The organism is Azospirillum sp. B510, from assembly GCF_000010725.1.
Classification (GTDB): Bacteria; Pseudomonadota; Alphaproteobacteria; order Azospirillales; family Azospirillaceae; genus Azospirillum; species Azospirillum lipoferum_B.
The window spans coordinates 311,153-333,883 of sequence record NC_013859.1 but is presented as its reverse complement, the minus strand read 5'-3'; the positions used below and the strand labels follow the sequence as shown (position 1 = coordinate 333,883).

Annotated in this window: 19 protein-coding genes; 10 read left to right on the top strand and 9 right to left on the bottom strand. The window is 67.9% G+C overall.

Features of this window, described 5'->3' with window-relative positions; genetic code table 11:
• Positions 1 to 34: 34 nt before the first annotated feature.
• Genes AZL_RS31435 through AZL_RS31425 form a run of 3 tightly spaced genes read right to left on the bottom strand, consistent with a single transcriptional unit; the run spans position 35 to position 5,603 of the window.
• Positions 35 to 1,300, bottom strand: a complete 1,266-nt coding sequence (locus AZL_RS31435) for an MFS transporter (protein WP_012978401.1) — start codon at positions 1,298 to 1,300, stop codon at positions 35 to 37.
• Positions 1,297 to 4,428, bottom strand: coding sequence for an efflux RND transporter permease subunit (locus AZL_RS31430; RefSeq protein WP_012978400.1), 3,132 nt, complete (start codon positions 4,426 to 4,428; stop codon positions 1,297 to 1,299). Before AZL_RS31430 ends, AZL_RS31435 begins: the two co-directional genes overlap by 4 nt.
• Before the next feature lie 20 nt (positions 4,429 to 4,448).
• Entirely contained in the window at positions 4,449 to 5,603 is a 1,155-nt protein-coding gene (locus AZL_RS31425; protein ID WP_012978399.1) for an efflux RND transporter periplasmic adaptor subunit, read from the bottom strand.
• Positions 5,604 to 5,735: 132 nt separating this feature from the next.
• On the opposite strand from AZL_RS31425, the gene AZL_RS31420 reads away from it, so the two are divergent.
• Complete coding sequence (locus AZL_RS31420) at positions 5,736 to 6,464, top strand: response regulator (protein WP_086935521.1); 729 nt, start codon at positions 5,736 to 5,738, stop codon at positions 6,462 to 6,464.
• A complete protein-coding gene (locus tag AZL_RS31415; protein WP_012978397.1) occupies positions 6,461 to 7,540 on the top strand; it encodes an ATP-binding protein in 1,080 nt (359 codons plus the stop codon). Before AZL_RS31420 ends, AZL_RS31415 begins: the two co-directional genes overlap by 4 nt.
• 111 nt (positions 7,541 to 7,651) lie before the next feature.
• Here the strand turns inward: AZL_RS31415 and AZL_RS31410 are convergent, their stop codons facing one another.
• The 3 genes from AZL_RS31410 to msrB all read right to left on the bottom strand — a co-directional run bounded on the left by AZL_RS31410 (position 7,652) and on the right by msrB (position 9,518).
• The gene (locus AZL_RS31410) at positions 7,652 to 8,275 is read right to left on the bottom strand and encodes a hypothetical protein (protein ID WP_012978396.1); all 624 of its coding nucleotides are present in this window, start codon (positions 8,273 to 8,275) and stop codon (positions 7,652 to 7,654) included.
• The gene (locus tag AZL_RS31405; protein WP_012978395.1) at positions 8,272 to 8,847 is read right to left on the bottom strand and encodes a hypothetical protein; all 576 of its coding nucleotides are present in this window, start codon (positions 8,845 to 8,847) and stop codon (positions 8,272 to 8,274) included. The genes AZL_RS31410 and AZL_RS31405 overlap by 4 nt, the downstream gene beginning before the upstream one ends.
• Positions 8,848 to 9,101: 254 nt before the next feature.
• Positions 9,102 to 9,518, bottom strand: coding sequence for a peptide-methionine (R)-S-oxide reductase MsrB (gene msrB / locus AZL_RS31400; protein ID WP_042446653.1), 417 nt, complete (start codon positions 9,516 to 9,518; stop codon positions 9,102 to 9,104).
• A 280-nt stretch (positions 9,519 to 9,798) separates the two neighbouring features.
• Between msrB and AZL_RS31395 the strand changes: the two genes are divergently transcribed.
• A complete protein-coding gene (locus tag AZL_RS31395) occupies positions 9,799 to 10,992 on the top strand; it encodes a pentapeptide repeat-containing protein (RefSeq protein ID WP_012978393.1) in 1,194 nt (397 codons plus the stop codon).
• A 31-nt stretch (positions 10,993 to 11,023) separates the two neighbouring features.
• Here the strand turns inward: AZL_RS31395 and AZL_RS31390 are convergent, their stop codons facing one another.
• A complete protein-coding gene (locus AZL_RS31390; protein ID WP_012978392.1) occupies positions 11,024 to 12,031 on the bottom strand; it encodes a BMP family lipoprotein in 1,008 nt (335 codons plus the stop codon).
• Between the two features lie 300 nt (positions 12,032 to 12,331).
• Between AZL_RS31390 and AZL_RS31385 the strand changes: the two genes are divergently transcribed.
• The 3 genes from AZL_RS31385 to AZL_RS31375 all read left to right on the top strand — a co-directional run bounded on the left by AZL_RS31385 (position 12,332) and on the right by AZL_RS31375 (position 15,038).
• Positions 12,332 to 13,561 carry a Bcr/CflA family multidrug efflux MFS transporter gene (locus tag AZL_RS31385; protein ID WP_042446650.1) on the top strand — a complete coding sequence of 410 codons (1,230 nt, stop codon included), beginning with the start codon at positions 12,332 to 12,334 and terminating at the stop codon, positions 13,559 to 13,561.
• Positions 13,562 to 13,665: 104 nt separating this feature from the next.
• A complete protein-coding gene (locus AZL_RS31380; RefSeq protein WP_148219784.1) occupies positions 13,666 to 14,727 on the top strand; it encodes an ABC transporter substrate-binding protein in 1,062 nt (353 codons plus the stop codon).
• 5 nt (positions 14,728 to 14,732) lie between these two features.
• The gene (locus tag AZL_RS31375; protein WP_042446647.1) at positions 14,733 to 15,038 is read left to right on the top strand and encodes a hypothetical protein; all 306 of its coding nucleotides are present in this window, start codon (positions 14,733 to 14,735) and stop codon (positions 15,036 to 15,038) included.
• A 19-nt stretch (positions 15,039 to 15,057) separates the two neighbouring features.
• On the opposite strand, the gene AZL_RS31370 is transcribed toward AZL_RS31375, so the two are convergent.
• Together AZL_RS31370 and AZL_RS31365 are read right to left on the bottom strand one after the other, a co-directional pair.
• Complete coding sequence (locus AZL_RS31370) at positions 15,058 to 16,098, bottom strand: 4-(cytidine 5'-diphospho)-2-C-methyl-D-erythritol kinase (RefSeq protein WP_042446644.1); 1,041 nt, start codon at positions 16,096 to 16,098, stop codon at positions 15,058 to 15,060.
• Positions 16,099 to 16,214: 116 nt separating this feature from the next.
• Positions 16,215 to 17,036, bottom strand: coding sequence for a methyltransferase domain-containing protein (locus AZL_RS31365; RefSeq protein ID WP_012978387.1), 822 nt, complete (start codon positions 17,034 to 17,036; stop codon positions 16,215 to 16,217).
• 54 nt (positions 17,037 to 17,090) lie between these two features.
• Between AZL_RS31365 and gloB the strand changes: the two genes are divergently transcribed.
• The 4 genes from gloB to pstS all read left to right on the top strand — a co-directional run bounded on the left by gloB (position 17,091) and on the right by pstS (position 22,691).
• Entirely contained in the window at positions 17,091 to 17,858 is a 768-nt protein-coding gene (gene gloB, locus AZL_RS31360; RefSeq protein WP_012978386.1) for a hydroxyacylglutathione hydrolase, read from the top strand.
• A 79-nt stretch (positions 17,859 to 17,937) separates the two neighbouring features.
• Positions 17,938 to 18,543 (top strand): glutathione S-transferase N-terminal domain-containing protein, encoded by a 606-nt coding sequence (locus AZL_RS31355; protein ID WP_012978385.1) that lies wholly within the window; start codon positions 17,938 to 17,940, stop codon positions 18,541 to 18,543.
• 284 nt (positions 18,544 to 18,827) lie between these two features.
• Positions 18,828 to 21,437: a methyl-accepting chemotaxis protein gene (locus AZL_RS31350; protein ID WP_148219783.1), complete on the top strand. Its 2,610-nt coding sequence runs from the start codon at positions 18,828 to 18,830 to the stop codon at positions 21,435 to 21,437.
• Positions 21,438 to 21,623: 186 nt separating this feature from the next.
• On the top strand, positions 21,624 to 22,691 hold the full coding sequence (gene pstS / locus AZL_RS31345; RefSeq protein ID WP_012978383.1) for a phosphate ABC transporter substrate-binding protein PstS: 1,068 nt from the start codon (positions 21,624 to 21,626) through the stop codon (positions 22,689 to 22,691).
• Positions 22,692 to 22,731 lie beyond the last annotated feature (40 nt).

Sequence of the window (22,731 nt, the reverse complement as noted above, 5' to 3'; positions counted from 1 at the left end):
AGTTCCCCCTGCAACAAAGCCATCACTTCGCCGGTCAGTCGGCATGACGCATCAGGTCCGATCCCAGACGGCTCCGGTCCAGGGCCATCAATGGCTGTGATAGAAACCCGCACAGACTGACGGCCACGCCGAACAGTCCGGCAACGATGAACATCCCGCGCACCCCGAACACCTCGCCGAGCGGCGTCAGAAGCCCCAACCCCACGGGGGCCGCCAGTCCCATGACCATGTTCATCAGGGACAGCACACGCCCGAGCAGATGGTTCGGCACGATGGTCTGAAGCACTGCGGTCAGCGGAGCGTCGGCGAGCACGAAGGTCAGCCCGCTGATGACCCACCACGCCACGGCCACTCCGAAAAGACCGCGTGGCGCCAGAGCCGTGAGAGCCATCGCGCCACAGGAGACGGCAAAGCCGAACAGAATCCACGGCATCGGTCTGCGCGGCGCCAGTGCGGCCACCAGCAGGCCGCCCACCCCCATGCCGACACCCGACAGGCTCTCCATCAGGGCCAACTGGCCGGTGCCGCCGCCGAAATGCTCCTTCACCAGCAGCGGCACCAGCGTGAAGACCGGCAGAAAAGCCAGCACGACCCCGCTGAGCAGGAGAAAGAGCTGTCGCAGGCCGGGTGTCCTCCAGACCACCTCGACGCCCTCGCGGAACTCGCGCCAGAGGCCGGCCTTCCCGCCCTCCGGCGCGAGGGCTTGCGGGATGCGGAAAAGCAGCAGCGGCGCGATGCCGAGAATGGCCGTGGCGACATCGATCGCCAGGGCCCAGCCGATCGGCATCACGGCGATGGCGAGCGCCCCCAGCGGGGCGGCGGCGACCAGGGTCAGGCTGTGCACGGACTGTTCAAGGCCGACGGCGCGAACCAGGAAGCCGCCCGGCACCAGCATCGGCGTGCTGGCCACCATGGCTGGCTCCTGAAAGCCCTGCATCGCGCTGCGGATCGCCATCATCGTCAAGGCATGCCACAGCTCGATCCGATCAGTCAGGAACAGCGCGATCAGCACCAGCATGCACAGGGCGGACAGGCCGTCGGCCGCGATCATCAGCAGGCGGCGGCTGTAGCGATCGGCGAAAATCCCGCCAAGCGGGCCGAGGACCGCCTGGGGCAACAGCGCCGCCATGCCGGCCGCGGTCAATGCCGTGATGCTGCCGGTGGTGTCGGTGATCCACCAGATCAGCACGAACTGCGTCAGGGCCGACCCGATCAGGGACAGCGCCTGGCCGCCGAGGATGGCGTAGAAGCGCAGGCGCCAGCCGCCACCGTCCGCTCCGATTGTTTCATCTCCGGTCATGGTCGCGTCTCCGCCATGGCTCGACGGTTCATCCGCCGGATCTCAATGCGTTCCTTCCAGCCCATCACGAACACGAAGAAGACGGGAACGAAGCCGATGGCCAGCACGGTCGCGCTGAGCATGCCGCCGAACACGCCGGTGCCGATGGCGTGCTGGGTCTCGGCACTGGCGCCCATGGCGATCATCAGGGGCACCACGCCGAGACCGAAGGCCAGGGAGGTCATCAGGATCGGGCGCAGGCGCAGGCGGGCGGCGGCCACGGCGGCCTCCACCAGCCCCATGCCCTCCGCGCGCAGCTGCTTGGCGAACTCGACGATCAGGATGGCGTTCTTGGCCGACAGGCCGATCACGGTGATCATGCCGACCTTGAAATAGACGTCGTTGGGCAGGCCGCGCAGCATCACCGCCAGTACCGCGCCGAGCAGGCCGAGCGGCACCACCAGCATGACCGACACCGGAATGGCCCAGCTCTCGTACAGCGCGGCGAGCACGAGGAACACCACCAGCATCGACAGCGCCATCAGCATCGGCCCCTGGGCGGTGGATTGCCGCTCTTGCAGCGACTGGCCGGTCCAGGCGATGACGAAGCCGGATGGCAACTGCGCGGCCAGCCGCTCCATCTCGGCCATGGCGGTGCCGCTGGAGACGCCGGGTGCGGCGTTGCCGGAGATGCGCACGGCGGGCAGGCCCTGGTAGCGGACCAGTTGCAGCGGCGTATCGATCCAGACCGGACGGACGATTTCCGACAGCGGCACCATCCCACCGGCCGTGTTGCGCACATAGAGTTTGAGCACGTCGTCGATTTGCATGCGCGCCGACGCGTCGGCCTGGATGATGACCTGCTGCATGCGCCCGGCATTGGGAAAATCATTGACGTAGGTCGACCCCATCGCCGTCGACAGCATGTCGCTGACGCTGGTGAAGCCCACGCCCAGCGCTTCGGCCTTCTTCCGGTCGATGTCCAGGCGGACGCTGGTGCCGGCGGGCAGACCGTCGGGATAGACGCCGGTCACGAGCCTGCTCCCCGCCGCCAGCTCCAGCAGGCGCGCTTCGGCGGCCTTGAGGGCGTCATATCCCTGGTTGGCGCGGTCCTGAAGGCGCAGCGTGAAGCCGGAGCTGTTGCCCAGCTCCTCGATGGCGGGTGGCAACAGGGTCATCACCGTCCCTTCCGTCGTGCCGGCCATCGCCCGCTGCGCGAGGTCCGCCTCGCTCCTGGGGGTGGCGCCGTCGCGTTCGCCCCAGTCCTTGAGCATGGTGAACCCCATCGCGGCGTTGGTGCCGGAGCCCGAGAAGCCGAATCCCACGATGGTCAGGTTGGGTCCGATCGCCGGGCGCGCGGTGATGTGCTCCTCGAACGTCTGGACGATCTTGAGGGTGCGGTCGATCGTGGCGTCGGCGGGAAGCTGGATGGAGGTCATGAAGTAGCCCTGGTCCTCCTCGGGCAGGAAGGAGGTCGGCAGTTGCCGGAAGGCCAGCGACAGGACCGCGACCAGCGCCGCGAAGACCAGCATCACGCGGCCGGTGCGCGTCACCAGCCCGGCGACGCGCCGCTCATACCCTTGCGTCAGGCGGTCGAAGCCGCGATTGAACCAGCCGAAGAAGCCGCGCTTCCCATGATGCGCCGGGTCGACCGGCCGGAGAAGCGTCGCGCAGAGCGCCGGCGTCAGGGTCAGCGCCAGAAAGGCGGAGAACAGGATCGCCACCGCCATCGACAGCGTGAACTGCCGGTAGATCACGCCGACGGAACCGCTGGCCAACGCCATGGGAATGAACACGGCGGTCAGGACCAGCGTGATGCCGATCACGGCGCCGGTGATCTCCTTCATCGCCTTGACCGTCGCGTCCCTGGGGGACAGCCCCTCCTTGGCCATGATGCGCTCGACATTCTCGACCACGACGATGGCGTCGTCGACGATGATGCCGATGGCGAGCACCATGCCGAACATGGTCAGCACATTGATCGAGAAGCCCGCGGCCAGCATCACGGCGAAGGTGCCGAGCAGCGCGATCGGCGCGACGATGGCCGGGATCAGCGTGTAGCGCACATTCTGGAGGAACAGGTACATTACCAGGAAGACCAGGACCATCGCCTCGGCCAGCGTCTGGATGACCTTCTCGATCGACACCTTCACGAAGGGGGCGGTGTTGAAGGGAATCGAATAGCTCATGCCGGTGGGCAGGGTCCGGCTCAGCTCCTCCATGCGGGCCTGCACGCCTTCGGCGGTCCTCACCGCGTTGCCGCCGGGGGTGAGCTGCACCGACGCGGCGGTGGTGGCCTTGCCGTTCTCGCGGTTGATGAAGCTGTAGGACTTGGCGCCGAGTTCGACGCGCGCGACATCGCCGAGCGTCACCTTCGAACCGTCGGGGGTGGCACGGAGCACGATGCCGGCGAACTCCTCCGGCGTGGTCAGCTGCCCCCGGACGGTGAGCGGCACCGTCACGGCCTGTTCCGACGGCGCCGGCGCCGCGCCGATGCTGCCGGGAGCGATCTGGACATTCTGCTGGTTGATCGCCGCCGTCAGGTCGCCCATCGACAGGCCATGGGCCACCAGCTTGGCCGGATGGACCCAGACGCGCATCGCCTGCTCGGAGCCGAACAGCTGCACGCGGCCGACGCCGTCGATGCGCCGCAGTTCCTCGACGATGTTGCGCGCCATGTAGTCGCTGAGCGCGGTTTCATCGAAGCGGCCATCGTCGGATTTCAGCCCGACGATCATCAGGAAGCCCGATGTCGATGATTCCACGGTCAGGCCATTCTGGCGCACCGTCTGCGGCAGCCGCGGCTCGACGGATTTGAGCTTGTTCTGCACATCGACCTGGGCCAGGTCCGGATCGGTGCCGGGCCTGAAGGTGGCGGTGACCGTCGCCGTTCCCGAGGCGTCCGTCACCGATTCGAAATAGAGCAGGTTCTTGACGCTCGACAGCTCGCGTTCGATGAGGCTGATCACCCCGTCGTTCATCGTCTGCGGCGAGGCTCCGGGGTAGGTCGCCGAGATGCTGACGGCCGGCGGCGCCACCGACGGGTAACGGGCGATCGGCAGCTGTGGAATGGCGATCGCGCCGAACAGGATGATGAACAGGGCGATGACCCAGGCGAAGACCGGGCGCTGGATGAAGAATTGAGGCATGGCGGGATTGTCCTGTTCGCTCAGCGCATCGCGGCGGCGGCGGGCTGGGAAGCCGGCCAGTCACGCGCGGTCGCCTGGACGCCTTCGGACAGACGCTCCATGCCCTCGACCACGACCTTTTCCCCGGCTGCGAGGCCGGCGCTGATGCGATAGCGACGGTCGACCAGTTCGCCCAGCTCCACCGGCTTGAGGGAAGCCAGGCCGTTCCGGTCGAGCGTCCACACCTGCGGCAGGCCGCCGATGCGCAGGATCGCCTGTTGCGGCAGGGTCAGGGCGTCGGCGTAGCTGGTGCGCGGCACCCGCGCGCGAACGAACATGCCCGGCAGCAGGTCGCGTTCCGGATTGTCGACGAGGATGCGCAGCAGCACATTGCCGGTGCCGGGATCGACCGAGACGCCCGAGAACAGAACCCGCCCGGTCGCCCCGTACGCTTCACCGCCGTCGCGCAGGATGGAGACCGGCAGGCCGTCCCTGGACTCCGCCTGCCGCGCGGCCAGGGCCTTGCGCAGGGGGGCCAGCGAGGATGCCGGCTGGCGCACGTCGACATAGACCTGATCGATCTGCTGGATGCGCGCCATCGGGTTGCCGTCGTTGCCGCCGACCAGCGCCCCTTCCGTCACCAACGCCTGGTCGATGCGGCCGGAGATCGGCGCCTCCACCGTGGCGAAGGTCAGGTCGAGTTCGCGGCGGGCCAGCGTGGCGCGGGCGTGCGCCACATCGGCCGCGGCCTGATCGCGTTGGAACACCGCCTCGTCATAGGCCTGACGGCTGACGGTATCGGTCCTGACCAGCGGCTGCAACCTCGCCACCTGCAGCTTGGCGCGTTCCAGCCCGATCATCGCCCGTTGCAGGGCGGCGGCGGCCATGTCCACGTCGGCCTTGAAGGGCGCCGGGTCGATCTGGAACAGCGGCTGGCCGGCTCGCACCTCGCTGCCCTGCTCGAAGTTCCGGCGCCGCACGATGCCGCTGACCTGCGGCCGGATCTCGGCGACCCGCAGCGCGGCGACACGGCCGGGCAGATCGTCGGTCAGCTCCAGTCGGGACGGTGCCATGGTGAGAACGGAAACCAGCGGGGCCGGAGGGGCCGGGGCCGGTTCGGATCGCTCGCACCCCATCAGCATCACGGCCAACAGGGCACAGGCGCCGCCATGGCGCCACAACCGGGTGATCCTCATCGATTTTCCTTAAAGGCGCGGACGTGTATCGGCATAACCGCCGGCGATTTCGCAGCAGCCGATTGCGGTTGGTTCGAGGTAGTGTGGAGAGTCGATGGAGTGTGGAAATTAATCCGAGACGCCGCGATGCCCATGACGCCTCCGCCCGACGCCAGCCCGGTTTCCCAGGCCTTGATCCTCATCGCCGAGGATGAACCGGAAATCGTCGATATCCTCGCCGTCTATCTGGCCCGCAGCGGCCTGCGCACCGTCCATGCCACCGATGGCCGCCGGGCCTTGGAACTCCACCGGTCCCTCAGACCCGACCTGGTGCTGCTGGATGTGAACATGCCGCATGTCGACGGTTGGCAGGTCCTCTCCGAGATCCGGCATCTCGGCACGACGCCGGTCATCATGCTGACGGCGTTGGATCAGGACATCGACAAGCTGATGGGGCTGCGCATCGGTGCCGACGATTATATCGTCAAGCCGTTCAATCCGGCGGAAGTGGCGGCGAGAATCCAGGCGGTGCTGCGTCGGACGCTGCCCGGCGCCGGCCGCGGGAACCAGCATGTTCTGCAAGCCGGCCCGTTCCATATCGACCTGGACAACCATGAAGCCATGGTGGAGGTCGACCATCACCGCCGTCCCCTGAGCCTGACGCTGACCGAATTCAATCTTCTGGCGCAGATGGTGCGCGCGCCCAAACGCGTGTTCAGCCGTGCCGAATTGTTGACCACCTGCCTGCCCGAAGGCGACGCCCTGGAGCGGACGGTTGACAGCCACATCAGCAAGCTGCGCAGGAAATTGGAGGAGGTCGGCGTTTCCGGCGTTCCCGTCGGGATTCGCGGTGTCGGCTACAAGCTCTGGAGCGGCGAATGAGGTTGGTCGGTCTCAGCCGGCAGATCGTCCTGACCATGGCGGCGATCGCGCTTGGCGTCACGCTGCTGGTGGTGCTGACCTCCTACACCTTCTATTATGTCGCATTCACCTACTGGCCGGACCATTTCGACCCGGCCAGTTGGGTACCCACCACCGGTGCGGAGTGGATCTGGCTGGTCGCGACCACCTTCGCCGGGCTGGTGATCGCCATCGCCGTCGCCGTCAATCTGGCGCGTCGCATCCTCGTACCGCTGAACTCGGTGGCGGACGGCATCCGTCGCGTCGCCAAAGGGGATTTGAACGCCCGCGCGATCGCCGGGGACCGGTCTTTGGGCGAAGCGGCCCTGCTCGCCGACGACTTCAACGCGTTGGCGGATGAACTGCAACGCGTGACCGAGGAACAACGGTTCTGGAACGCGGCGATCGCCCATGAACTCCGCACGCCGGTGACCATTTTGCGTGGCCGGCTGCAAGGCTTGGCCGAAGGTCTCTTCACACCGGATGAAACCCAGTTCAGGAGCCTGCTGACCCAGGTCGAGGGGCTGGCCAGGCTGATCGAGGATTTGCGGGTGATCAGCCTGGCCGAAAGCCGCCATCTCGATCTCCAGATCCGGGAGACCGACCTTTCCGCTGAAATCACGGAGATCGTGGAGGTCTTCAGCAGCTCCCTCGCGTCGGCCGGGCAACATCCGGTTCTGGATTTGGACGAACGGCGCGTCCGCTGCGATGCGGTTCGAATTCGGCAAGCGCTGCTGGTCCTGCTGGAAAACGCCCGCCAGCATGCGTCACCGGGGGCGATCCATATCCGAACGCGCCTGGACGATGGCTGGTGTCACCTGATCGTCGAGGATGAGGGGCCCGGCATTCCGGACGGCTTCGTCCCGCATCTGTTCACGGCCTTCCGGCGTGCCGACTCAACGCGCTCGGGTGGACGCAAGGGAAGCGGGCTGGGTTTGGCCGTCGTTTCCTCGATTGCCCGGGCGCATGGAGGTCAGGTTGGTTATGCTCCGTCCGCCAAAGGGGGGGCGCAATTCAAATTGTCCTGGCCCAGCGATAGCGGGTTCGGAATGGTCTGACGCTCCGGAGCCGGTATCGCCCGCTGAAGCCGGACATGGAAGTCCGACTCTCCCCCGCCGACACGCGGCGGGAAAAGGAACGGGGCGAAGGCCGGGCGATCAGACCGCCGGTCAGGGTTCGGCGGTCGAGGCTCGGCGCTGCGGACGGGGGGCGGCGCCCTCCTCCTCCGGCTTGCCCGGCTTGCGGAAGGTGCTGAGTTCGGAAATTCTGCTTACGGTCAGGCCGTTCAGGCGGCAGCCGGCAACCTCGATGATCTCGAAGCCGATCTTCCGGGGATAGCGCGCGGCAACCCGTTCGCGCGCCTCGCGGTCGCCATCGGCGATCAGCAGGAAGCGGCGGATCCCGGTCCAGCCATGGAAGCCGCCCTGGCCCAGCAGTCCGGCGGAGGGGTGGAAACGGACGGTGACCTCCCAAAAACGGCCAGGGCGCGGCTCGTTCCGATCGAAGACGTAATAGCGCTCCATGGTGGCCGACCGCTTCTGCTCCACTTCCAGGATGGCGGCCTGCATGTCGACCTCCGCCTTCTGGACGCGCTTTTCCATATCCGCATATTGCTGCGCCAGATGGCCATAGTCGGCGGAGACGTCGGAGACCTCGCCGCTCACGTCGTCGATCTTGCCCTTCAGCTTTGACATCGCGATCCGCGTCAGGATGAGCTGACGGCGCCAGTAGCGGTTGGACAGGACGGTCAGAACCATCAGGCCCAGGGCGAAATACAGCATCATACCGGTCATGCCGCCGGCACCTCGGCTTCGATTTCGGCCTCCGGGTCGGGGGCGAGCGCCAGCGGCACCACGGGCGAGCAGATCAGGCCGGTACGATCGGAGAAGCTGCTCCGTACCGTGATATAGGCGATTTCGGCCGACGGGGCGGTGATGTGCGCCACGTTGCGGTACTCCCAGATCTGGCGCGAGAACACGACATCCTTGCGGTCCAGCTCGTTGAACGTCGGGCCGACCGCCAATTTCGACCAGTAGATTTCGCCGTTTCCATCCAGGTCGCTCAGTTCATGCACCAGCTCGACCTTCGCATATTCGAGAGCCTTCAACTCGGTCAGCGCCTTCTGACGCCGGCCGTTGAACTCGGTCAGGCGGGCCTGGAGCGTGATCAGGTCGACGCGCTTGCGCTCGATCCGCTGACGCCATTCGGCAAGCGCCACGCGCTTCTTTTCGAACAGGCGCAGATTCATCGCTTCCCGGGTCTTTTCAGCGCTGACACGGCCGACATCGACGACGATGGAAAGTCCAAGCGCGGCGGCGCTGGCGATCAGAAGAAGCATCCCCAGGAAATCGGCCGAAATGACCATTCGCCCTCCGCCAGACGCACCGGATGTTCGCGCCGCCGCGACGACGCATCCCGCAACGATCGGAGAAGGGCCGCCGCGCCGCCCCCGTTAGACCCCGTCGCGCCGCCGATCATACCATCGCGCTCGGTGTCAGGGTTGTCATTTTTAGCTGAAATAAGGGTAAGCCCGCCTTCTCCATAGGGGTTTCCGACCGGACGGCGCGCAAGCGGAGATGCCCGGACGTCCGGTCGCGACCCTGTTCGCCTGCCGGATTTTCAGTCGGTGCCGCCAGTCGGCTCGAAGCGCATGGCGATCCCGTTCATGCAATAGCGTTTGCCGGTCGGCTGCGGTCCGTCGTCGAAGACATGGCCGAGATGGCCCTTGCAGGCGGCGCAATGAACCTCGGTGCGCGGGTAGGCCAGCTTGTGGTCGGTGGAGGTTTCGACCGCTCCGGGCAGCGGTTCCCAGAAGCTGGGCCAGCCCGAGCCGCTCTCATACTTCGTTTCGCTGGCATAAAGCGGTTGACCGCAGCCGGCGCAGCGGTACAGGCCCTCCCGCTTCTCGCCGTTGAGCGCGCTGGTTCCTGGATATTCGGTGGCGTGCTGACGCAGCACCTTGAACTGGTTCGGCGTCAGTTCCTTTCGCCAGTCCTGATCGGTCTTGGCCAATCGCGTATTGTCCGATTCGGGCATTCCGCCGGTCTCCCCTGCTGATGGTCGCTGGTCCGAACCCACTATATTGGTTTGCCTTCTCCCCCGACCAAGCCGATGGCGGAGGCAATCACGCGGTTGTGACCGGCGCGACCCCCGGATCGGACCAAAATGGCCATGGTGTCAAAAGAATCTTGCCCGCCCGAAGGGGGAGGGAACGGCGCATGGCTTCCGGAATCGAACCATTTCCGGTAATATCCAGAGAGTCGACAGTCCGGGGCGATGTGTCCGGGACGGCAATGCCGGGGCAACGACGCGCCGCATGATGGATGAACGCTACCTCCGGGCGGTTCGCGACGTGCTGGTTCGGCACCAGCAATGGCTGCTGCGCGACCCGGCGGGGCAGGGGCGGCGCGCCAATCTCAGCTTCTACGATCTGTCCGGGCTCGGCCTCAACCGGGTCAACCTGTCGGGCGCCAAGCTGACCGGCGCCAGCCTGGCGCGGACGCGGATGGCCGGCACGCTGCTGTCGAAGGCCGACCTGTACGGCGCCGACCTGTCGAAGGCCGACCTGACCGGCGCCCAGTTGCAGGGGGCCGACCTGCGCGGTGCCAGGGTGGATGGCGCCAGATTGCAGAATGCCAACCTCCAGGGTGCCGACCTGCGGCGCGGCATGGTGCTGGATGGCGGCGAATTCCGGGCGGCGGGCAACAGCGACGGCACCACCACTTTCGTCGGTTGCAGCCTGTCCCAGGCGGTGCTTGCCGATTGCCGGATGGCGCAATGCGATTTCAGCGGCAGCGACCTTTCGGGCGCCGATCTCAGCGGCAGCGACCTCAGCGGCGCCATCCTGATTGGGGCCGATCTGACCGGGGCGACCATGCGCAAGGCGACGCTCGACGGCGTGCTGATGTGCGGCGCCAAGCTGAATGACGAGCTGCGCGTGGCGCTGGAGCGGCATGGGGTCGATGTGGACGGCACCGGCCTGACCACCACGGCGGCGCGGATGAGCGAACTGATCGCCGAGCATCAGATCTGGGTCGACAAGCTGGGCAAGGGCGGGGACCGCATCCAGTTGCAGCGGATCGATTTGCGCGGCTACAATTTCGCCAACCAGCTTTTGTGCGGGGCGGTGATGCGGTTCTGCGGGCTGCGCGGGGCGGATTTCTCCGGTGCCAAGCTGATGATGGCGGATCTGTCCTACAGCGACCTGCGCGATGCCGACTTCACCAGCGCCGACCTGTCCGGCTGCAATCTGGAGGGTGCCAATCTGGCCGGCGCCAAGCTGTGGCGGGCCAAGTTCCGCAAGGTGGACCTCAGTGGCGACGGCAGCCGGCTCTGGCCGACCAGCTTCGCCAAGGCCCGTCTGAACGGCGCCGACCTGCGCGACGCCAGTCTTGCCGGCGTTGTTCTGCGCGGCACCGACCTGACCGCGATCAAGACCAGTTTCGCCACGCTGAAGGGCGCCGACCTGTCCGCCGTCCGTGGCGGGCTCTCTTCCGAGGCGCCGGCCTGAGGGTTCCGGGGAAGGCTGGGCGGAGACGGTTTCAGCTGCCGTCCGTCACCGGGATGTGGCCGGTGATGATGCCGCGACGGGCGGCCTCCACCGCCTCCAGCATCGTCGGGGTCACGAGGGATCTGTTATTCTCGTCCATCGCGTAGTCGAGGGCTCCGTCCGCCAGCCCCAGCGCCACCGTTCCGGCACCCCATTTGCCCTGATGGGCGGCCTGGAAGCTCGATTCCACCGCCAGATCCACCCGCTTCAGCATCGAGGTCAGGATGGTGCCGGGGTAGAGGTAATTCTGGTTGCTGTCGACGCCGATGGCCAGCCGCTGCGCCTCGTTCGCCGCGGCGAAGATTCCGAAATTCGAAACGCCGGCACCGGCGAACAGGACATCGGCCCCGCGTTGGAACTGGCTGCGCGCCACCTCCGCCCCGGCGGAAGGATCGTTGAAGGCGGCCGGCGTCGTACCGACGAAATTCACCAGAAGCCGGATGTCGCCGCGGGCATGGCGGGCCCCCTGTTCGAAGCCGGCGATGAACTTGCGGATCAGCGGGATGTCGAGCGCGCCGATGAAGCCGATGGTGCCGCTCTTCGACGCCAGCGCCGCCAGCACGCCGACCAGGAAGGATCCCTCCTGCTCCTTGAAGGTGACGCAGCGGATGTTCGGTCCCTCCGCCACCGCATCGATCAAGGTGAAGCGCACCGCCGGATGGGCCGGCGCCAGCCGGGCGATCGGCGTCGCATAATAGAATCCGATGGCGACAAGATCGGTCACGCCGCGTCGGAGCAGCGAGGCCGCCCCCTGATCGAACTGCGCCGGCGTGGAGGGCAGATATTCCGGGACGGGAATGCCGCTGGCCGCCTTGAAGCGCTCCGCCCCGGTGAAGGCGCCCTCGTTGAAGCTCTTGTCGAATTTCTGCCCGGCGGCATAGAGCAGCCCCGGCCGGATCGCCGCCGGGCCGGTGCCCGCCCGGGAAAGGCGAGGCGACAGCGCAAGCATGGTGCCGGCGGCGCCGAGGGACAGGACGGACCGGCGGGTGGGGTGCGGCATGGCGCGGCCTCCGGCGCGGGAAAAGCCCAGGATCCGGGGGAAGCCCAGGATCCAGACTCAATTTTAGGCATGAGTCTCGCGGTGGAACCAGGATTTTTCCCGTCCTATGCGGTCGCCATGAGGTGCGAGGCGTGGTGGGGATGGGCCAAGGCACGGATTGTCGCGGCGTCATTCCGTCGCAGCCGGCTCAGGGCAGCCATGCCGAGACGGGACTTTGCGTTCGGCGGCGGGAGGATCAGCTTGAAGCCTGCGGACTCCGTCCGTCCGATTCCCCCCCTCCTTCGCCATTCGGATTTTCTGATGCTCGCGCGTCTTGCCGCCGTCCGTTCCCGGTCCCCCGCCGAAAGTCCCTTCTTCATCGCGGCGCTGGGCGTCCTGATGTCGTTCGGCCCGATGGGCACCGACATGTATCTGCCCGGCATGCCGGCGATCGGCCGCGACCTGCATGCGGCGCAGGATCAGGTTCAATGGACGCTGTCGGCCTTCTTCCTGGGCTTTGGCGTCGGACAACTGCTGTGGGGCGCGTTGAGCGACCGTTTCGGCCGGCGCATCCCGGTGGCGACCGGCATCCTGCTTTATGCCGTGGGCTGTGTCGGCTGTTCGCTGACCGTCGATGTCGGCCATCTCGCGGCTTGGCGTTTCATCCAGGCGGTGGGGGCCTGCGCCGGGCCGGTGCTGGTCCGCGCCATGATCCGCGACGTGTTCGAGCGCGACCGCGCCGCCAGCGTCCTGTCGATGATGATGCTGGTGATGGGAGCGGCTCCGATCATCGCGCCGCTGATCGGTGGCCAGATTCTGATCTGGGCGAACTGGCGCTGGATCTTCGGGGCCCAGGCGGCCTTCGGCGCGATCGCGATGCTGGCGCTCGCCACCCTGCCGGAAACCCATCCCCCGTCCAGGCGGACCAGCCTGCGGCCGATGGGGTTGTTCCAGTCCTACCGCAGCTTGCTGACCAACCGGCGCTATCTCGGCTATGCGGTGGGGTCGTCCTTCATCTATGCCGGGATGTTCGCCTTCATCTCTGGTTCGCCCTTCGTCTATATCGAGTTGTTCGGGGTGCGGCCGGAGAATTACGGCTTCCTGTTCGGCATCAACATCGTCGGCATGATGATCGTCAGCACGATCAACAGCCGTGCCGTGATGCGCTTCGGTTCCGACAGGATGCTGCGGATCGGGGGCTGGTTGTCCGCCGCCAGCGGCATCCTGCTGGTCGCCTGCGTCCTGGGCGGCTGGGGCGGGCTGTGGGGGCTGGTCGGCTGCCTGTTCCTGTTCATGTCGCTGACCGGCTTCTGCTTCGCCAACTCGATGGCCGGCGCGTTGCAATCCTTCCCGCAGATGGCCGGCAGCGCCTCGGCGCTCGCCGGCATGCTGCAATTCAGCAGCGGTGCCGTGTCTGGTTGGGCGGTCGGGCTGATGGCCGATGATACCGCCCTGCCGATGGCGGCGGTGATCGGTGGCGCGGCGCTGGTCAGCCTGGCGCTGAATCTGTGGCTGGTCCGTCCGATCCGCCGCCGCCTGCCGGCGGCCTGAAGCACATGAAAAACAGCGTCGATCCGGGCCGAGCCGTGTAAGCTGCGGCGTGAATCGAAGTCCGCCGGCCGCAGATGAGCCTGGCGCGGCAAGAGGAGACGGCGATGCCGCAGACCCCGCTTTTCAAGTCCATGCCCCGGCTCGGCCGCCGCGACCTTCTGGCCGGCGCCGTGATACTTGGCGCCGGTGCCGCCGCCGCGTCGCTGTCCCCGCCGGCTTCCGCCGCGACCGGCTTGCGTGTCGGCTACATCCCGATCATTCCGATGACCCAGCTCTACGTCATTACGGGTGAGGGCTGGGCCGGGGACGCCGGGTTGAGCTTGCAGACCACCAGCTTCCAATCCGGGCCGGCGATGATCCAGGCGCTCGCCTCGGGCACGCTGGACATCGCCTATGTCGGCATCGGCCCGGCGATGATCGCGCGGTCCAAGGGGGTGAGGCTGAAGGTGGTCGCCGCCAACGTCATCGATCAGGTGGCGTTGATCGGCCGGGGGCCGCTGGTGAAGGCGATGACCGCCGCCACCACGCCTGCCGAGGGGATCAAGGCCTTCCGCGCCACCACCGGGCGACGGCCGAAGATCGGTTCGCTGCCCGTCGGGTCGGTGCCGGACACGGTGCTTCGCTATTGGATGGCGGAGATCGCCCACATCGCCGCCGACGAGGTCGAGATCGTCGGCATGGGCGAGCAGCCCCTGCAACAGGCCCTGTTGACCGGCGCCATCGACGGCGCCTCGATCCTGGAGCCGATCCTGACGCTGGTGCAGTCGCGTCTTCAGGACGCCGCCATCATCGCCAAGGCCGGCTCCATGTTCCCCAAGCAGCCCGGCGCCGTGCTGGTGGTGACCGAGGACGCCATCGCCAGGAACCGCGACGCCGTGGCGGCCCTGGTCAAGCTGCACATCCGCGCGACCGCCTTCGCCAAATCAAACCCGGACCGCACGGCGGAACTGGTCACCGACATCATCGGCAAGGGGCTGGTCGAACGCGAGGTGATGCGGGCGGCGTTGACCTCCGGGGCGACGACCTTCATCGATGATCCGCGGGTGATCCTGGACTCCACCAAGCGGATGCAGGCCTTCCAGCAGACGCTCGACCAGATCAGCGAGCCGGTGGATATCGATTCGCTGTTCGATTTCTCCTTCCATGACGCGGCGATGGGGAGGTGACGGCGATGGTGGCATCTCCCTTGCGGCTGGTCATCCACGCCCCCACTCCCGCAGCGTTGGAACGGGCGCGGAACAACGCCCGCAACCTGCTGAAGGCGCGTCCCGATGCCAGACTGCGCATCGTCGTCAATGCCGGTGCCGTCGCCGCCGCGCTCGACAACCCGGATGCGGAGACCGACCGGCTTCTGCGGGTGTGTGGCAACAGCCTGGCGAAGATCGGCCGGACCGCCGACGGGCTGACGGTGGTCGCCGCCGGCGTCCTCGACATCGCCGAGGCGCAGGCCGACGGCTGGGGCTACATGCGGGCGTGAATGAGGGCCTGCCCGGCGGTCAGCCGATCCCCCATCCGCCGGTGTCCGGAAAGGGCGCGGCCGGTGGTGGGATGTCGCCCACCCGATCGGCGACGATGCCGCGCGGCAGGGCGGGGGAACCGGGCGGGGTGGGGCGCAGGCGGGTCGGCTTGACCCACCAGCCGGGCTCCGCCGCCGCGATGACCCTGGCCGCGGCTTCCGCCGCCGCCGCCGTGGCGTAGAGGCCGAAGCAGGTGGCGCCGCTGCCGGATAGGCGGGGCAGCAGGCAACCCGCGCTGCGCTCCAGCGCCGCCACGACATCGGCGATCACCGGCGCCACCGTCAGGGCCGGCGCGGTCAGGTCGTTGCGCCGCTCACCCAGCAGAGCGGCGAGGTCGGCGGCGTCGGCGGGCTCGCGGGCGAAGCGCGCGGGGGTGGAGAAGGCGGCGCCGCTTTCGGCACGGGCGGCGGCCATCGCCTTGAACACCGCCGGGGTCGACACCGGCAGGTTGGGGTTGACCAGAACCACATGGGTTTCCGGCAATTCCGGCGCCTCGTCCAGCACGTCGCCGATGCCGCCGAAATAGCAGCTTCGTCCGGCGACGCAGACCGGCACGTCGGCGCCCAGCCCGGCGGCCACCGCGAACAGCGCCGGATCGTCGGCCGGCAGTCCCCACAGCCGGGCCAGCGCCCGCAGGCAGGCGGCGGCATCGGCCGATCCGCCGCCGATTCCTGATGCGACCGGCAGCACCTTGGTCAGGGCGATCATCACATCGGCCTCGCGGCCCAGCCGGGTGGCCAGTGCGTGGGCGGCGCGCATCACGAGGTTGCCGGACGGCGCCTCGCCCATCAGGGCCGGGCCGAAGGGGCCGGCGATGGCCAGGCGCGGGCCGGCGGGCGGCAAATCCGCTCCGCGCAGAGCCACCCGCGTCGCTCCCGGCGTCAGGGCGATGCCGTCGCCCAGTTCGGCAAAGGCGACGAGGCTGTCCAACTCGTGATAGCCGTCGGCGCGGCGGCCGGTGACATGCAGATAGAGGTTCAGCTTGGCCGGTGCGGCCTCGATGATGGAATTGCCGGTCATGAGCTCCAATCCGCTGGCGGACGCGCGACGACGTCCCCTGTGTCGCACCCTTTCCCCCGCGGCGGCAAGAGGCGGCTGGGGAAGGTGGGGAGCGGCGGACCCGGCGGACGGTCCGCTCAGGTCCGGGGATAGGGCTGGCTGCCGTCCACCGTGTCGTTGCCGCTGATGACGCTGCGCTCGATGGCGCTACGGGTGGCGCTGCGGGCGGCTGGAGCGGCCCCGCCCGGCAGCGGCACGATCAGCCGGCGCTTGACCGGCTGCTGGGCCGCCCGGCGCGACACGCCGGCGAAGATCTGCTTCGACGCCTCGATCATCGTTACCCCGGCGAAGGCCTTGAACCAGCGCCCGCCGACCTCTTCCCAGGCCGGCGCCGTCTTCTGCAGGAAATGCGAGCGCAGCGGCGGGATGAACAGGGCGTGGCGGGTGCGCTCCGGCACGAACATGGTATCGCGCAGCACCTGTTTCAGTTGCGAGGAGGAATAGGGAAAGCCGTGGCCGAACGGTGTCCAGTCGGCGCGCGCCCACAGGCCGCGGCGGTTGGGCACCACCGCCAGCACCCGGCCGCCGCCGGCCAGCACCCGCCAGATCTCGCGCATCATCGGGCGCAGTTGCTCGGTGCCCTCCAGCCCATGGACCAGAAGCACGCGGTCGATGGTGTTGTCGCCGAAGGGCAGGTCGGCCTCGTCGCCCAGCGCCACCATGCCCGGCCCCTCCGCCGGCCAGAAGCTGACGCCCTGGCTGGCCGGCATCACCGCGACCACCCGGTCGGCCTCGCCCATGAAGGGGCGCAGATAGGGCGTGGTGTAGCCGATGCCCAGAACGATCTGGTCGTGCAGGTCCGGCCAGATCGCGCGGATGCGGCGGCGGATCATCCGCTGGGCCGTCCGCCCCAATCCGGACTCGTAGAACTCCCTCAGATCGACGATATCTGTGTACATGGTATCCCAAGCGTAACACGGGTTTCGTATCGCAACAGCAGGGAGTTCGCTGCCGTGGAGGTCATTCTCGTTCCGGCTTTCGCCGACAACTATATCTATGTGCTGCGCGACGCGGCGTCCGGCAAGGTCGGTGTGGTGGATCCCGGTGATGCCGCCCCCGTGCAGGCCGAGTTGGAGCGGCGCGGCTGGTCCCTGACCCACATCTTCCTGACCCATCACCATGACGACCATATCGGCGGCGCCGCGGCGCTGAAAGCGCGCCATGGCGCCATCATGGTCGGCGCCCGTGCCGATGCCCACCGCATTCCCGGCCTGGACGTGGCGCTCGGCGACGGCGACCGTACCGTCTTCGGCGAGCAGACCGCCCGCGTCATGGCGGTGCCCGGACATACCAGCGGCCACATCGCCTTCTGGTTCGAGGCGGCGGAGACGCTGTTCAGCGGCGACACCCTGTTCTCGCTCGGCTGCGGCCGGCTGTTCGAAGGCACGCCCGCCCAGATGTGGGACTCGCTGCGGAGCCTGCGGGCGCTGACCGACCAGACCCTGGTCTATTGCGGCCATGAATACACCCAGTCGAACGGCCGCTTCGCCCTGACGGTCGATCCGCGGAACGGCGCCCTGCATCAGCGGATGGAGGAGGTCGCGGCGCTGCGCGAGCGTGGCCGGCCGACCCTTCCCACCACCATCGGGATGGAACGGCGCACCAACCCCTTCCTGCGGGCCGACGATCCCGGCGTCCAGTCCGCCATCGGCATGGCCGGCGCCCCGGCGGTGGAGGTCTTCGCCGAACTCCGCCGGCGCAAGGATCATTTCCGCGGGTGAGGGCGCACGCCTGGGCGATGGATCCGCCGCCCAGTCCGGGGGTACGCTCCCCCTCCATTCGCAAGCGGAAGGAGCGTCCATGTTGAAATTGCGCTGGAGCCCCAACTCCCCCTATGTGCGCAAGGTGATGATGGTGGTGATCGAACGCGGGCTGGAGGACCGGGTGGAGCGTGTGGCGACCGATCCCTGGTCGGCCGACACCGATCTGCCGAAGGACAATCCGCTGGGCAAGGTGCCCGCCCTGACGCTGGAGGACGGCACCACCCTGTTCGACAGCCCGGTGATCGTCGAATATCTCGACCAGTTGGGCGACGGCGCCCCCCTGTTCCCGTCCGCCGGTCCGGCACGCTGGACGGCGCTGCGGCTCCAGGCCATCGGCGACGGCATCTGTGACGCCGCCGTGTCGCGCCGGCTGGAATCAGGGCGTCCGGATGGCGAGAAATCGGCCGGCTGGATGGAGCGCCAGCGCAAGGCGGTCGCCCGCTCGCTCGACCTGCTGGAGGCGGAAGCGGCATCGCTCGACGGTGCGACCACCATCGGCACCATCGCGGTGCTGGCGGCGCTCGGCTATCTCGATTTCCGTTTCGGCCAGGAGGACTGGCGGGAAGGCCGTCCCGCTCTCACCGCCTGGTTCGCCAAGGCCTCCGACCGTGACAGTCTGCGGCGGACGGCGCCGCCGGTGTAATGCCGGTCATATGACTTAAGATCTGCGCGGAATGCGTGCAGTACTGCGGCGCCCGCTATAATCGGGCGCCGCTTTTCCTTCCAGTACTGTTTACGTTCGATTCACCATGGCCGGCCTTGTGGCTGATCGTTTCACGCCTGCGACACTGTTTCGATTGCCTGTCGCGAAAACTTCATTCAACCGTCACCGATTCATCCAATCAGAGGGGCTACCCATGGCGCCGGCCGGATTCGCGGAGAACCGCGGTTTCGGAACGGACAACCTTCAAGCCACGGGTGGCCCATATGGCAAAGCCGATCGACCAGCGCCGGCGCTCCGGTATCAAGTCGAAGATGCTGATCGCCTTCGGCGTCGTGGCGGCATTGCCCTGCATCGCGGCGGTGGTCGGCTGGTTGTCCTATGGCGCAGTCCGCGGCCATGTCGCCGACATCACCGGAATCCAGGTGCCGGTGCTCAGCGCCGCCCATGGTCTCGCCACCACCACGGCGCGCGTGCTGGCGCTGGGGCCGCTGATCGACGCCGCGTCGTCCGATGAGGATCTCGTCCGGCTGCGCAACGCCGTGGCGGTGCAGCGCGTGGCGCTGGACGGGCAGCTCGCCCAACTGTCCGGCGGCCAGGGCCATGCCGGCGGTGATGCCGCGCGGGTCGCCGAACTGACCGGCACCGCCCGGTCGCTGCTCGGCACCATCGACGCGCTGGGAACCGCGACCGGCCGGCGGCTGGCCTTGCAGGAGAAGCGCAGCGGCCGGCTGGCCGAGCTGAGCGACGCCCATGCCCGCCTGCTCGCCGCCCTGAAGCCGGACATGCAGGCCTCGCGCGAGCAGCTGGCCCAGGCGATCGCCGCGATGGTGGAGGCGACGTCGCAATCCTCGGCGGTGATCGGGGCCGAGTTGGGGCAGACGGTGATCCCGCTGTTCCAACTGCGCGGCGCCGAGGCCGCCCTGGCCAAGTCCTTGCTGATCGGCGCCTTCGAGACCGACCGCTCCAAGGTGATGTCGCTGTCCACCGACTTCGACTCCGCCCTGTCCGACCTCCAGGGCGCGCTCCGTCCGCTGGCCAAGAGCGAGGCCGCGGCCCCGGTCGTCGCGGCGATCAACGAGCTGTCCGACTTCGGCGGCGACGACAAGAGCGTCTATACCCGCCGCGTCCGCCAGCTGACCCCCGGCATTCCCGAGGCGGAGGCGCGCAAGCTGGACGAGTCGCTGGCCGCCAGCGTCGACGACATCGTCCGGCTGGATCGTGAGGCCAACACCCGCATGCTGCCGCTGATGCTGAATTCGCGCGGCCGCATCGCCGAGGCCGGCAACGCCATCGCCGAGCGGATGCAGGATCTGTCCACCAACACCGTCCCGGCGGCCCAGCACCGTTATACCGTGCTGAGCGGCCTGATGGCCGACGCCAACCTGCTGGCCGGCAAGCTGGCGGAGGCCGGCAACGCCGAGACGCCGGCCCGTCTGGCCGCCGCCCGCCGCATGCTCGACCCGCTGGCGGCGACGATCCGCAAGACGCTTCAGGACTCGAAGGACGATCTGGGGACGGAAACCGGCAAGCTCGCCGAACGGCTGCTCGATCTGGGATTCGGCACCGACGGCATCCTGGGGCTGCGCACCGGCGAACTGGCGGCCTATGCCGAGAATGCCGGGCTGATCGACAGCAACCGCAGCACCGGCGCCGCCCTGACCGCCATGGTCGACGGGCTGGTCCAGTCGGCGGAACGGGCCGCCGCCGACGGCGCCGCCGCCGCCCACCAGGCGCTGGAGCGCACCAACGAGATCCAGTTCCTGCTGGCGACCGCCGGCGTGCTGCTCGCCGGGTTGATCGTCTCGCTCTATGTCGGACGCCGCGTCGTCGGCCGGATGGAGGCGCTGGCCGCCGCCATGCGCCGGGTCGCCGACGGTGACCTGACGGTGGACCAGAAGGCCGAGGGCAACGACGAGATCACCGACATGGCCCGCGCCCTGCTCGTCTTCATCGACAACGCCCGCGCGATGGAGGAGGCGCACGAGAAGGTGGAGATCGAGCGCCGCAACGCCGCGTCCGCCCGCCGCACCAGCATGCTGGAGATCGCCGACCAGTTTGAACGCAACGTGCTGAGCAGTGTCGAGACGTTGGCCGAGGCCGCCCGTCAGATGGCCGCCCGCGCCCGCTCGCTGACCGACATCGCCGCCAACGCCAACGATCAGGCCGAGGCCGCGATGCAGCTGTCCGGCGAGATGGCGGCCGGCATCCAGCAGGTGGCGACCGCCGCGTCGGAGATCTCGCAATCGATCGCCGAGATCAGCAAGCGCACCGGCGAATCGGCCCGCATCATCGGCGACACCGCCGCCGGGGCGGAGCAGGTCAAGGCGACCGTCGCCGACCTGTCGAGCACGGCGGGGGAGATCGGCACCGTCGTCGGGCTGATCGACGAGATCGCCGGCCAAACCAACCTGCTGGCCCTGAACGCCACCATCGAGGCGGCGCGGGCGGGGGAGGCGGGTCGCGGCTTCGCCATCGTCGCCGGCGAGGTCAAGGCGCTCGCCGGCCAGACCGCCCAGGCCACCGCCGAGATCGCGCGCCAGATCGCCGCGACCCAGGCGGCCAGCCGCCAGACGGCGGAGGTCGTGGCGACCATGACCAACAGCGTCCAGCGCATCGAATCCAACGCGTCCGCCATCGCCGCCGCGGTGGAGGAGCAGGCGACCATCACCTCGAGCATCGTCGACAGCTCCCACCGCGTCGCGGTCGGCACCCAGGCGGCGTCGGACCATGTCGCCGGCTTGTCCGAGGCCGCCGCCAAGGTGCGGACCCAGGCCGGTGACGTGCTGACGGTGGCGGAAAGCCTGTCACACGAGGCGACCAGCCTCGGCTCCTCCGTCCATCTGTTCCTCCAGGAAATCCGGGCCGCGCGATGAGTGGCGCGGCCTGCCCAGAGACGGGTCGGTTTCATAAAACTGACACGTAAACAAAACAAACCCGTCACCGGTGGCGGCTATGGTCACCGCGACGAAGAAGGCGGGTTTCACATCCGGCCAAGGCCGGGCTTTCCCAAAAACCCAACGACACCGTCCAAACCTATCGGGAGTTTAGCCGTGAAAACCATGACCTCGGCGTTCGTTCGTTGCGCCGCCTTCGGTGCCCTGGCCGTTCTGTCCGTGTCGGTCGCTCCGCTGTCGGTCGCCTCGGCCGCCGACATCTCGGGCGCCGGTGCCACCTTCCCGTACCCGATCTATGCCAAGTGGGCCGACGCCTACAAGAAGGACACGGGCACGGGCCTGAACTACCAGTCGATCGGTTCGGGCGGCGGCATCAAGCAGATCAAGGCCAAGACGGTCACCTTCGGCGCCTCGGACATGCCGCTGAAGCCGGAAGAGCTCGAACAGGCCGGTCTGATCCAGTTCCCGATGATCATGGGCGGCGTGGTTCCGGTCGTGAACCTGAAGGGCATCAAGGCCGGTGAGGTCCAGCTGTCTGGCACCGTTCTCGCCAACATCTACATGGGCGAGGTCACCAAGTGGAACGACCCGCAGATCAAGGCGCTGAACCCCAACGTCAACCTGCCGAACACCGCCATCGCCCCGGTCTACCGTTCTGACGGGTCGGGCACCAACTTCCTGTTCACCGACTACCTGTCGAAGACCAGCCCGAAGTTCAAGACCCAGATCGGCGCCAACACCTCCGTCCAGTGGCCTGCCGGCATCGGCGCCAAGGGCAACGAGGGCGTGGCCAACATGGTCAAGCAGACGGACGGTTCGATCGGCTACGTCGAATACGCCTACGCCAAGCAGAACAACATCACCCACCTCGACCTCCAGAACAAGGACGGCAAGACCGTCTCTCCGAAGATCGAGGCCTTCCAGGCCGCCGCCGCCAACGCCGACTGGGCCAACAGCCAGGGCTATTACGTCCTGCTGACGGACGAGCCGGGCGCGGGCAGCTGGCCGATCACCGGCGCCAGCTTCATCCTGATGTACAAGGCTCCGCAGGACGCCGCCTCCTCGGCCGAAGCGCTGAAGTTCTTCGACTGGGCCTACAAGAACGGCGCCAAGATGGCGACCGAGCTGGACTATGTGCCGATGCCGGAAGCGGTCGTCTCGCTGGTCCAGAAGACCTGGTCGCAGTCCATCCAGGCCGACGGCAAGCCGGTCTGGACCGCGTCGGCCAAGTAACGACGGCCAACCGACCCCGGGCGGGCCGTTGGCCGGCGCG

Bases quoted from the DNA above. Each gene is read 5' to 3' on its own strand.
- pstS (WP_012978383.1), top strand. From the start codon at position 21,624: ATGACCTCGGCGTTCGTTCGTTGCGCCGCCTTCGGTGCCCTGGCCGTT.
- AZL_RS31355 (WP_012978385.1), top strand. From the start codon at position 17,938: ATGTTGAAATTGCGCTGGAGCCCCAACTCCCCCTATGTGCGCAAGGTG.
- AZL_RS31425 (WP_012978399.1), bottom strand. From the start codon at position 5,603: ATGAGGATCACCCGGTTGTGGCGCCATGGCGGCGCCTGTGCCCTGTTG.
- AZL_RS31410 (WP_012978396.1), bottom strand. From the start codon at position 8,275: ATGACCGGTATGATGCTGTATTTCGCCCTGGGCCTGATGGTTCTGACC.
- AZL_RS31380 (WP_148219784.1), top strand. From the start codon at position 13,666: ATGCCGCAGACCCCGCTTTTCAAGTCCATGCCCCGGCTCGGCCGCCGC.
- AZL_RS31370 (WP_042446644.1), bottom strand. From the start codon at position 16,098: ATGACCGGCAATTCCATCATCGAGGCCGCACCGGCCAAGCTGAACCTC.
- AZL_RS31385 (WP_042446650.1), top strand. From the start codon at position 12,332: ATGCTCGCGCGTCTTGCCGCCGTCCGTTCCCGGTCCCCCGCCGAAAGT.
- AZL_RS31350 (WP_148219783.1), top strand. From the start codon at position 18,828: ATGGCAAAGCCGATCGACCAGCGCCGGCGCTCCGGTATCAAGTCGAAG.
- AZL_RS31405 (WP_012978395.1), bottom strand. From the start codon at position 8,847: ATGGTCATTTCGGCCGATTTCCTGGGGATGCTTCTTCTGATCGCCAGC.
- AZL_RS31375 (WP_042446647.1), top strand. From the start codon at position 14,733: ATGGTGGCATCTCCCTTGCGGCTGGTCATCCACGCCCCCACTCCCGCA.
- AZL_RS31420 (WP_086935521.1), top strand. From the start codon at position 5,736: ATGACGCCTCCGCCCGACGCCAGCCCGGTTTCCCAGGCCTTGATCCTC.
- AZL_RS31395 (WP_012978393.1), top strand. From the start codon at position 9,799: ATGATGGATGAACGCTACCTCCGGGCGGTTCGCGACGTGCTGGTTCGG.
- msrB (WP_042446653.1), bottom strand. From the start codon at position 9,518: ATGCCCGAATCGGACAATACGCGATTGGCCAAGACCGATCAGGACTGG.
- AZL_RS31365 (WP_012978387.1), bottom strand. From the start codon at position 17,036: ATGTACACAGATATCGTCGATCTGAGGGAGTTCTACGAGTCCGGATTG.
- AZL_RS31430 (WP_012978400.1), bottom strand. From the start codon at position 4,428: ATGCCTCAATTCTTCATCCAGCGCCCGGTCTTCGCCTGGGTCATCGCC.
- AZL_RS31390 (WP_012978392.1), bottom strand. From the start codon at position 12,031: ATGCCGCACCCCACCCGCCGGTCCGTCCTGTCCCTCGGCGCCGCCGGC.
- AZL_RS31435 (WP_012978401.1), bottom strand. From the start codon at position 1,300: ATGACCGGAGATGAAACAATCGGAGCGGACGGTGGCGGCTGGCGCCTG.
- AZL_RS31415 (WP_012978397.1), top strand. From the start codon at position 6,461: ATGAGGTTGGTCGGTCTCAGCCGGCAGATCGTCCTGACCATGGCGGCG.